Source organism: Pseudolactococcus piscium (assembly GCF_002441695.1).
Taxonomy (GTDB): Bacteria; Bacillota; Bacilli; order Lactobacillales; family Streptococcaceae; genus Pseudolactococcus; species Pseudolactococcus piscium.
In genome coordinates this window covers 1-9,009 of record NZ_JXJW01000032.1, presented here as the reverse complement: position 1 = coordinate 9,009, position 9,009 = coordinate 1, and the positions used below count along the sequence as shown (strand labels likewise).

Below are 9,009 nucleotides of genomic sequence, written 5' to 3'. Positions count from 1 at the left end.
AAATTTAACGTATTTTGTCTTCAGTCTGAGTAATAATTCATTATTACTTCATATTTTTCTATCGGAAATTCATTACTTGAAGGTATTTGCAAGTATAATCTAACAGAGTCTAAGAAATTCTTATCTTTTTCATCTTCATTTCCATTGATACTAAAAAACATTGCAACTATTTCTTTAGCGATTCTTAGCGGATTTACCCCCCTCATTGAATGAGTTTTATAAACATCACTACCATTTTTAGTGTTTTGAACTCGATATAAAAACTCTTTATTTTCTTTTGCAAAATTTACATAATGCCCAACGTAATCACCACCAAATTTTGAGTTGCAATCAATACAAAGTGTATAATAGGCATTCCCATACGGTCGTCGTTTAATTTCCCTTGGTAGTCCTTTTTTATTAAAATCCCAATCTTGCAAAAAAAATAATTCTCCCGTAATTGTATTCTTTCCACCTTTATTCCCAACAGCTTGTGGTGGAACATGCTCTAAATTAAGCTGTTTTTCTTGTTGGCATAAAATACATACTCCCTCTTTAGTCCCCATAAGTTATTCTCCTATACAAATTGTGTTAGTCAATTTAAACACATGATATTTTATCATTTTATAACATATCCTTCCCTTTGTTCTCGTAAAGTAGTCTTGGGCTAAGTAAATTAGTAACTTCTTTACTTTATTTTTCAGTGTATCTCATTTTATTTTAGGAAAATATCGTGAGAAAGATAGTAAAAAATATTAAATATAAAATCATTTTTTTAATTATAATTAAGAATTATTAGCTAACAATAACAATTTTGTAAATAATCTGAAACTTTGCAAGTGATCATATTTTAGAAATATTCTATAGCATGTGAATTGCCTATAAAAACTAAGTCTTTTATCCCCTCCAACTCCCGACTGACTTTAAATAATTAATATTGGTTTCCAATCTGACTTAACTGTGTTATGCTGTGTTGGAGTTTTAAAAATATCACTTTATATTACAAGTGATTAAAAAACTCGTAAACTATAATTCAGATACTCAAAGTTTTCTTTTCTTCGTAAAATACCAAATGAGCAATCTTTTTTATAAAATATTTTGATTTTTGAGAAGTGGGAAAGTTATATTCTTCAGTATAAAACTGTCGTTGATTTTTAAAAGAGTCCAACATATATGTAAAAAAAACAGAACAGTTTGTGTTGTTTTGAAATACAAACATCGCAAAATCATTAAGATTTTCAAAATAGATTGCAATTTTTTATTAAAAATTACTAATATTTTTATCTGATTGGATAAGTTTAACAACATCATTTGCAATATTTACTTTCATTTTTTCCTTAGTTTAGTTTCTAAAAAATATTTTATCTTATATTTTTTGCTAAACGTGAATACTTTTTAGAGTTGAAATGGTGTTTTCGATATAATTTATACATGTTGTTCCTTTGTTCTCAAAACTTTATTACTTAAGCCTCTTGAAATTTCTCCCTTAAATTATTATACAACTTTTTGATATAAAGTTCTTACTAAGCGTGGAAGTTTTTAAGAAGTATAGGTAAAAGATTGAAAGCAGAGAAAATGATATACAGATCATTTTCTCTGCTTTCATGTTATCTAAAGAACTCATTTTTTTACCTTTATTGATTGCTATTTACTCATATTATTCACGTATATTGAATAACCGTGTTCCGTATTTTTCGACATTCTATCCCAGTATTTCATGCATGTAACTCTACTGTTTTCCTTTAATTACTATTTCTCTATCGTAAATTCAAAAAAGTTATCACAATACTAAAAAAATCAGTGGAAGTTAAATGAAAAATATTAAATAATAGGGCGGTTAGATTGCAATCATTATATTGCTATATTATTTATATCTCAATTTAAATAAAGTATTTCTTAACTATATATTACGTTTAATTTTTCAGCATACTTAAAAAAATTATAATTTTATACTTACTCTATTTTTGTATTCTTTGTGCATAATCTCGCAATATTATTTCTTTCAGAAACTATAGGCAATATTGGACAAATATGATTATTTTTTCGTAAATTCCATCCAACATGTCACAAAAAAGCCCCCAAACACCTAAGTGTCCAGGGACTTCATTCACTATGATTGTTTCACAAGTTATATCATCAGATTAATAAAACTCATCTGGTAAAATCGTTTCGCCAAGTTTCACGTTGTCTCGGTAATCAATCGGTACATCGATGACTACTGGTCCTGTTGTGACGTCTATTTCAGACAGAACTTTGGCTAGGTCTTCTTTATTTGTGACACGAAGACCACGAGCGCCAAATGCTTCTGCATATTTGACAAAGTCAACTGGGCCAAAGTCAACGCCTGATGCGCGACCATATTTCATGACTTCCTGGAATTCAACCATGTTGTAACGGCCATCATTCCAGATGATATGGATTAAAGGTAATTTAAGACGGACAGCAGTTTCAAGCTCTTGTGCTGAGAACAAGAAGCCACCATCTCCTGAGATAGAATACACTTTTTTACCTGGTCGTAACAAGGCTGCTGTAATTCCCCAAGGTAGGGCAACACCCAGTGTTTGCATCCCGTTTGAAAACAGGAGATGACGTGGTTCGTAAGATTTGAAGTTACGGGCCATCCAGATATAGTGGCTACCTACGTCTACAGTTACAGTTTCATCATCTCTAACTTGGTCTTGGAAGACGTCGATGAAGTCAAGCGGATGGACACGGTTTTCATCAGCAATCCGATCAAATTCGTTTGCTTTAAGAACTTTATAAAGACCCTCTAAATACTCTTGGCTGCCGTCAGGAATTTTATAGCCGCGAATCGCAGGAATCAAGTTTTCAAGGGTTTGTGAAATATCACCGATCAATTCACGTTCTGGTTGATAATAAGTATCGATTTCAGCTAAGGCTTTGTCGATAACGATGACACGACTGTCGATCTCAGCATTCCAGTTTCTTGCTTCGTATTCGATTGGGTCGTAGCCGATGGCGATAATCAAGTCAGATTTTTTAAGGAGCATATCTCCGGGTTGGTTACGGAATAACCCAACACGTCCAAAGAAGTTATGAATCAAATCTCTAGAAATAACACCAGCACCTTGGAATGTTTCAACGACTGGAATGTTCACATGTTGTAAGAGGCCACGAATGGCGTGAGTAACCTCAGTAGATGAGGCACCACTACCTAAAAGAAAGACTGGCAAGACGGCATTTTTGATGGCTTGTGCCAGATAGTTAATATCATCAATCGACGCATTACCAAGTTTTGGCGCTTGCAATGGTTTGATGGCGTTAACAGACACCTTGCTATCGACGACATCTTGCGGAATAGAGATGAAACTTGCACCAGGTTTACCAGATTTAGATAAGCGGTATGCATTAGCTACAATCTCTGACAAGGTATCCGCATCTTGTACTTCTGCTGAATATTTAGTAATTGGTTCAAACAAAGCAGCATTGTTCATCGACTGGTGCGTCCGTTTTAAGAGGTCGCCACGTTTAACTTGTCCAGCAAGTGCTAAAACAGCATCACCTTCTGCTGTTGCTGTTACAAGACCAGTAGCTAGGTTGGATGCACCAGGACCAGATGTTGCGATAACGACACCCGGTTCCCCAGTGATACGACCAACAGCCTGTGCCATAAATGCCGCATTTTGCTCATGACGTGCAACAATCAGTTCTGGTCCTTTGTCTACTAAGGTATCAAATACTTTATCAATCTTAGCGCCTGGAATCCCAAAAATATACTTGACGTTGTGGTTGATTAGTGAGTCAACGATTAAATCAGCACCAAATTTTTGTTCACTTTTGTCTTTTTTCATCTTTTTTTCATTCCTTTTCATATTTGATTTCACAAAGGTCATTTTAGCAAAAAAGGCGTCAAAACGCCATTATATTAGCTCATTAAATAATTCTTGTGCATTCTCATCATCCGGGACGCTTGCTAAATACTGTGTTAGAGATAGTTTTGCATCGCTAACGCGACCATTTCTAATCAAGATATGGGCATAGTCTAAGAGAAATTCAGGATTGTCTGCTAGGACACTTTGGTCGATCTCGTCATAGATAGCTAGCGCTGCTGTATCCTGTTCGAGTTCGCCATAAGCCTTGGCGATGTTCCATCTTGCTAGGGCATGATCATCATCTAGTAATGGTGCCAAGTTGATCACGGCTTCATAGTCTGCTTGTAAGAGATATAAATTGCTCAGTAAAAAGATCGTTTCATCATGCAGTTCGGCTAGATCAAGTGCTTGCACTAAATAAGTCTCTGATGCCTTTAGATCATGAAGCGCATAGGCAATCCGACTGGTCAAATGAAGCAAAGGGACATCAGTGGGATTCTTGCTTAAGCCATCTTTAGCAACAGCAAACGCACTGTCAAAGTCATTTTCTTCTATCAAGGCCTGCGCATAGGGATAGGCATAGCCATCAAAATCAGGCGCTAAAGCATCGAGTTGTTTGAAATAATCAATGGCACGTTTATGTTCCCCTAAAACAGCACTAATTTGTGCTAATTCAAATAAAACAGTGTCATCATGATTGATTTCTAATGATTTTTCTAGGAACTTTTCAGCATTTTCAAACTCGCCTAGTGAGGCATAGGCCGTTCCGATACGTTGGTAAATAGAGACTTTAGTCAACTCAAGTATCTGACGTTGACTAAGTTTTGCAAAGTAATCGATCGCTTCTTGCCAATTTGCTTGATTATAATGTAATTCTGCAATCGCAAAACTAACCAATGGAGAATCTGATAGGGTGCTTGCTTCTTGCAATTTCTCTAGTGCTGCTTCCCAAACGCCATCAAGCTGATATAAATCCGCAATCATCACAAGCGCTGCGACATAATTATCGTCTGTAGACGCAACTTGATAGAGCAGGGCTAAGGCACCATCTAAATCACCATCGTCGACCTTCATCTCTGCTAGATTCAGGATAATATCTGTATTGGCGGTATTTTCTTGTGAAATTGCCTCATAGACTTGCCGACTTTCACTGCTGAAGCCCATCATCGAGAGGTATTCAGCTAAATCTGCTAAAAGTTCAGCAGAATCGACTTGAAGCGCTTTTTCTATTTCAGACACCATCTGGTCAAACTGACCAGCATGGAGTAATTCAACAACGTTTTCAGAATGTGACATCTCTATTTATCTTTCTAGGTAAAATTCAAACCGGTCGCCAGCATACTGTGACAAGACATACTCAAAAGCAGTTTCTTCGCTATTTGCAAAATAAGAAACTTGGGTTAATGATAAAATTGCTGCATTGGTTTTTATCGATAAGAAACTGGCGATTTCCTTGTTGACGATTTTGGCCGAGATAATCTGCTCACTACGGCCGATTTTTTTACCTGCAGCAGCCAGGGTATCATAAAAATGATTGGCGATGTCGTCTTTGGCAAAGTCGGCGATCAGGCGATAAGGAATACTTGCCACTTCATAACAAATCGGTAAGTCGTCAGCATAGCGAATCCGTTCCATCCGAATAATCTGGGCACCTTTTTTGAGGCCAAGTTTATCACATTCTACTTCATTTGCTTTTGTTTTTTGATAGCTAATCACTTTTGAGCTGGGCGTCTTGCCCAAGTTCTTGATGATATCAGTAAAACTTGTTGTCCCACGCATCTTTTCACGGACACGATCACTTGCAACAAATGTACCTGAGCCAACATAGCGTGTTAAAATGCCTTCTTCGACCAAACTTGTTACTGCTTGTCTGAGGGTCATACGCGACACACCAAATTGCTCTGACATCACGCGTTCGCTAGGCAATCTCTGCCCAACTTCATACATGCCGGTCTCAATCTGCTGCTTTATTTCATCATGAATCTGAATATAAATAGCTGTCATTTGTCCTCGTCCTGTCCTTTATTTTTTTTATATGAGATGAGTTCTCTCAGTTTTCTTCGCTTAATCGGTGCGTCATGGATAAAGACACTATTCATGATCGTAGCCACTGCTACCCCAAAAAAGGTATCTAAAACACGGTTTAGTGCATAACCGATGTAGTCCGTCTCAGGAATGGTCAAGGCAATAATTAATAAGGTCGCATTCGCCCCAACTAGACCAGGATGGAGCTCAAAGCCATCCATAATCACGATATTCAGTAAAACAAATAGGGGAATTAAGATGATTCTGACCGAAAAATTATAGTTCGCCATCGTATACAAAAAGAAATAGATAACGGCAAGTGTTCCACCCAGTGCAGAACCGATAAACCTTGCTTTAGCAGCTTTAAGCGTTGCTGTATAAGAATCCCGTACCGCAATGATAGCTGATATCCCCGCGATCATCGCAGCCGACTGACCTCGATGAAAAATATGGGTAAAAAGTAAGATAATAAAAATCGCGATAACTGTTTTAATCGTTCTAAGGCCTAATCTAAAACGGCCAAATTGAAATGACATGGTCTACCTTTCAACAAATCGACAACTGAATTGCCGGTAATTTTTCCTGTTTTTATACTATACCAATTATAGCACAAAATAATAAGTTTGCCTTTTATATAAAGACATGATATAATTAAATTGTATTGTGTTTTAAGCAATATAAATTTAATTTTGAATAGTGTTAACACGTTAGCGCTATATCATTCATAAGGAGAACTAACATGGCTAACATTAAATCTGCCATCAAACGCGCTGAGTTGAACATCGTTCAAAAAGAACGTAATTCAGGTCAAAAAGCTGCATTGCGCACTTCAATCAAAAAATTTGAAGCTGCTGTTGCTGCTGGTGCTGATGATGCGCAAGCATTGTACGTTGTTGCAGCTGCTGCAATCGACAGAGCTCATTCCAAAGGTTTAATCCATAAAAATAAAGCTAACCGTGATAAATCACGTTTGTCTAAAAAATTAGCTAAATAAGCTAGTTGTGGATTAATAAGAAAAAAGCATTCTTCTGAGTGCTTTTTTTGTTACATACTAATCTTCAATATTCACACTAGCTAATTTGTGATAAAATAAGGATATGGATATCGAACACTACAAACAGTTAGCCTTGCAAAAACAAAAGGTTCATAAACAATTTTTGGCGTCACTTAAAAAAAGACCGCCTAAAAATTTGGATAAGTTGACTAAACAGATCCATGAAGAAGTCTTCATGGAGATAGATTGTACCAAATGTGCCAACTGCTGTAAATCACTCGGCCCACTCTTTACAGAAGCTGATATCAGTCGGATTTCTAAGCAAATGCGGATGAAATTAGCCACTTTTGAAGACACTTATTTACAAGTCGATGAAGATGGTGACAAAATCTTTCAGTGTATGCCTTGCCCCTTCTTAGGCACTGATAACCTCTGCAACATCTATGATGTGAGACCAAAAGCATGTCGGGAGTTCCCGCATACTGATCGTAACAAGATTTATCAGATTAACCAGCTCACCATCAAAAATACGATTATTTGTCCCGCAACCTATTTATTTGTTGAGAAGTTGCGTGAACGTTTAGCCTGATTAAAAGTTCAACTGACCAAGATGTTGACTACCTTCTTATCTGACAGCTAACCTTCACCAGTCCATTTTACGACTAAAGGCACGTCTTTCCTCATCTCGACTGGCTTCAATATCTTGTTGCTTGATCCTCATCTCATGATGATAGCTGTCTAAGACGGATTCAAATGGCTGACTTAAGTTACTTGAAAATCCACCAGGAATATCTCGATAGAAACTATAAACGTAGTCAACGAGTTGACGCGTTTTTTTGTTGCATTTGTGTGTGATAGTCATTCAGTATGTCCTCCGCTTGATTTAGCTTTCGCATCGTATCATCATATGCTTCCTCAACTGCTCTGCGTTCTTGATTATGCATAGCTTAACTCCTTTCTCGGTCTTTATTTGATAGGACTTTTTAGATTCGGGTTAAAGTGACGAGAAGTCAACTGGCGTTCTGCTGCTTGGGCAGACTGACCTGTTAATCCTTCGTTCAAATTTGACACCACCGTCCGTCCTGCAAAATTTTTCATTTTTCTTGTTTGCGCTGTTAATTTCTCAGATACGGTAACGCCTTTTGACTTTATCTTACTTTTTTTAGCCACTAAGATTGCTTTTATAGCATGCCTTTCCTGTGCTTTAATTGCTTCCGCAAACTGTTGATCTAGAAGCGACGTATTGAGGTAAGGATTTTGACCATAAGTGCTATACATTGTTTATCTCCTTCCAAAATTGGCTTGTGTTTCTGCCATTAACTGATTAAAGCCACTCGCCCCTTCGCTGTCAACTGCTTCGATATGTTGCGATACCTGCATCAAAGTTGCCGAAACTGATGACATCTCTCTCAGATAGGCTTTAGCAGCTCGATTTGTATCTGATTCAAGGCCAGAATCCCAAAAAGCAGATAGGTTGAACTCAGCTAACAAGGCGTTGACTTCCCATGAATCTAGATAAGTCGCAAGATTATGAGCAGCTTGGTGGGCCTCTTGTATGTCTTTTTGTACGGTTTCTAATCCTTGATTCATGATTGCTCTGACCTCAGAAACAAAGGTTTCTGACTGGAATACGGCATCCTGAGCAACAGATTGAAGGAGTTCAGCACGGAGTTCAATTTTTTGACCACCACTCGCCTGACGAATCCGATTTTGATAATCAGGGATATGTGTCTGATTCCATTCACTTGCTTTTTGTTTTGCTTCAGCGACTATGCCTTTGTAGGCTTTATTAAAGTCCTCATAAATTGCTTTCGCTTCTAGCGCAGACATACCGAGTGCCATCAGTGCGCCTATGCCTCCTGATAAGGCCGCAAGAATAACCCCTGTTGCCACCCCTTTAATACCAGTACCGCCAACTTTTGAGAAGGTTGTATCAAGCAATTTGGCGAGTTTCCGACCTGCAGTTAACATCTCAGGGTGGAAGGTTTCAGATGCTAACAACGGGTTACCATGCGCATCGATTTGAAATTCACCAAAATCATGACTGCTCGTTGCACCATCAAAAATCGTGCTAAAGTTCAGAGGGACAATCACATTTACCTTACCAAACTGTGCCTGATAAGGTGCTGTTCGATTTAGCATACTCACTATGTCAAAAGGATTGACATAATAAGTGAC

Annotated in this window: 9 protein-coding genes and 1 pseudogene; 2 read left to right on the top strand and 8 right to left on the bottom strand. The window is 37.5% G+C overall.

Annotation, left to right across the window (positions count from 1 at the left end):
• Positions 1-20: 20 nt before the first annotated feature.
• The 5 genes from RU86_RS12140 to RU86_RS11205 all read right to left on the bottom strand — a co-directional run bounded on the left by RU86_RS12140 (position 21) and on the right by RU86_RS11205 (position 6,373).
• Positions 21-545 carry a hypothetical protein gene (locus RU86_RS12140; RefSeq protein ID WP_179296282.1) on the bottom strand — a complete coding sequence of 175 codons (525 nt, stop codon included), beginning with the start codon at positions 543-545 and terminating at the stop codon, positions 21-23.
• Positions 546-2,120: 1,575 nt separating this feature from the next.
• Positions 2,121-3,791, bottom strand: a complete 1,671-nt coding sequence (alsS, locus tag RU86_RS11220; RefSeq protein WP_096815377.1) for an acetolactate synthase AlsS — start codon at positions 3,789-3,791, stop codon at positions 2,121-2,123.
• 69 nt (positions 3,792-3,860) lie between these two features.
• A complete protein-coding gene (locus tag RU86_RS11215) occupies positions 3,861-5,108 on the bottom strand; it encodes a tetratricopeptide repeat protein (RefSeq protein WP_096815376.1) in 1,248 nt (415 codons plus the stop codon).
• Positions 5,109-5,114: 6 nt separating this feature from the next.
• Positions 5,115-5,816 carry a GntR family transcriptional regulator gene (locus RU86_RS11210; protein ID WP_096815375.1) on the bottom strand — a complete coding sequence of 234 codons (702 nt, stop codon included), beginning with the start codon at positions 5,814-5,816 and terminating at the stop codon, positions 5,115-5,117.
• Positions 5,813-6,373 carry an FUSC family protein gene (locus RU86_RS11205; RefSeq protein WP_096815374.1) on the bottom strand — a complete coding sequence of 187 codons (561 nt, stop codon included), beginning with the start codon at positions 6,371-6,373 and terminating at the stop codon, positions 5,813-5,815. Before RU86_RS11205 ends, RU86_RS11210 begins: the two co-directional genes overlap by 4 nt.
• A 203-nt stretch (positions 6,374-6,576) precedes the next feature.
• On the opposite strand from RU86_RS11205, the gene rpsT reads away from it, so the two are divergent.
• The gene (rpsT, locus tag RU86_RS11200) at positions 6,577-6,831 is read left to right on the top strand and encodes a 30S ribosomal protein S20 (protein ID WP_079506075.1); all 255 of its coding nucleotides are present in this window, start codon (positions 6,577-6,579) and stop codon (positions 6,829-6,831) included.
• Between the two features lie 103 nt (positions 6,832-6,934).
• Positions 6,935-7,420: a YkgJ family cysteine cluster protein gene (locus RU86_RS11195; RefSeq protein WP_047915490.1), complete on the top strand. Its 486-nt coding sequence runs from the start codon at positions 6,935-6,937 to the stop codon at positions 7,418-7,420.
• A gap of 54 nt (positions 7,421-7,474) precedes the next feature.
• Here RU86_RS11195 and RU86_RS11945 read toward each other — a convergent pair whose 3' ends face one another.
• The 3 genes and pseudogenes from RU86_RS11945 to RU86_RS11185 form a co-directional block, all read right to left on the bottom strand.
• Positions 7,475-7,693, bottom strand: a complete 219-nt coding sequence (locus tag RU86_RS11945) for a hypothetical protein (protein WP_143468122.1) — start codon at positions 7,691-7,693, stop codon at positions 7,475-7,477.
• 104 nt (positions 7,694-7,797) lie between these two features.
• Entirely contained in the window at positions 7,798-8,109 is a 312-nt protein-coding gene (locus RU86_RS11190; protein WP_096815373.1) for a hypothetical protein, read from the bottom strand.
• A 3-nt stretch (positions 8,110-8,112) separates the two neighbouring features.
• Positions 8,113-9,009: pseudogene (locus RU86_RS11185) on the bottom strand (DUF2974 domain-containing protein); the annotation flags it as partial.

Excerpts from the sequence above, each read along its gene's own strand:
- RU86_RS11215 (WP_096815376.1), bottom strand. The coding sequence starts at position 5,108 with ATGTCACATTCTGAAAACGTTGTTGAATTACTCCATGCTGGTCAGTTT.
- RU86_RS11190 (WP_096815373.1), bottom strand. The coding sequence starts at position 8,109 with ATGTATAGCACTTATGGTCAAAATCCTTACCTCAATACGTCGCTTCTA.
- RU86_RS11945 (WP_143468122.1), bottom strand. The coding sequence starts at position 7,693 with ATGACTATCACACACAAATGCAACAAAAAAACGCGTCAACTCGTTGAC.
- alsS (WP_096815377.1), bottom strand. The coding sequence starts at position 3,791 with ATGAAAAAAGACAAAAGTGAACAAAAATTTGGTGCTGATTTAATCGTT.
- RU86_RS12140 (WP_179296282.1), bottom strand. The coding sequence starts at position 545 with ATGGGGACTAAAGAGGGAGTATGTATTTTATGCCAACAAGAAAAACAG.
- RU86_RS11205 (WP_096815374.1), bottom strand. The coding sequence starts at position 6,373 with ATGTCATTTCAATTTGGCCGTTTTAGATTAGGCCTTAGAACGATTAAA.
- RU86_RS11210 (WP_096815375.1), bottom strand. The coding sequence starts at position 5,816 with ATGACAGCTATTTATATTCAGATTCATGATGAAATAAAGCAGCAGATT.
- RU86_RS11195 (WP_047915490.1), top strand. The coding sequence starts at position 6,935 with ATGGATATCGAACACTACAAACAGTTAGCCTTGCAAAAACAAAAGGTT.
- rpsT (WP_079506075.1), top strand. The coding sequence starts at position 6,577 with ATGGCTAACATTAAATCTGCCATCAAACGCGCTGAGTTGAACATCGTT.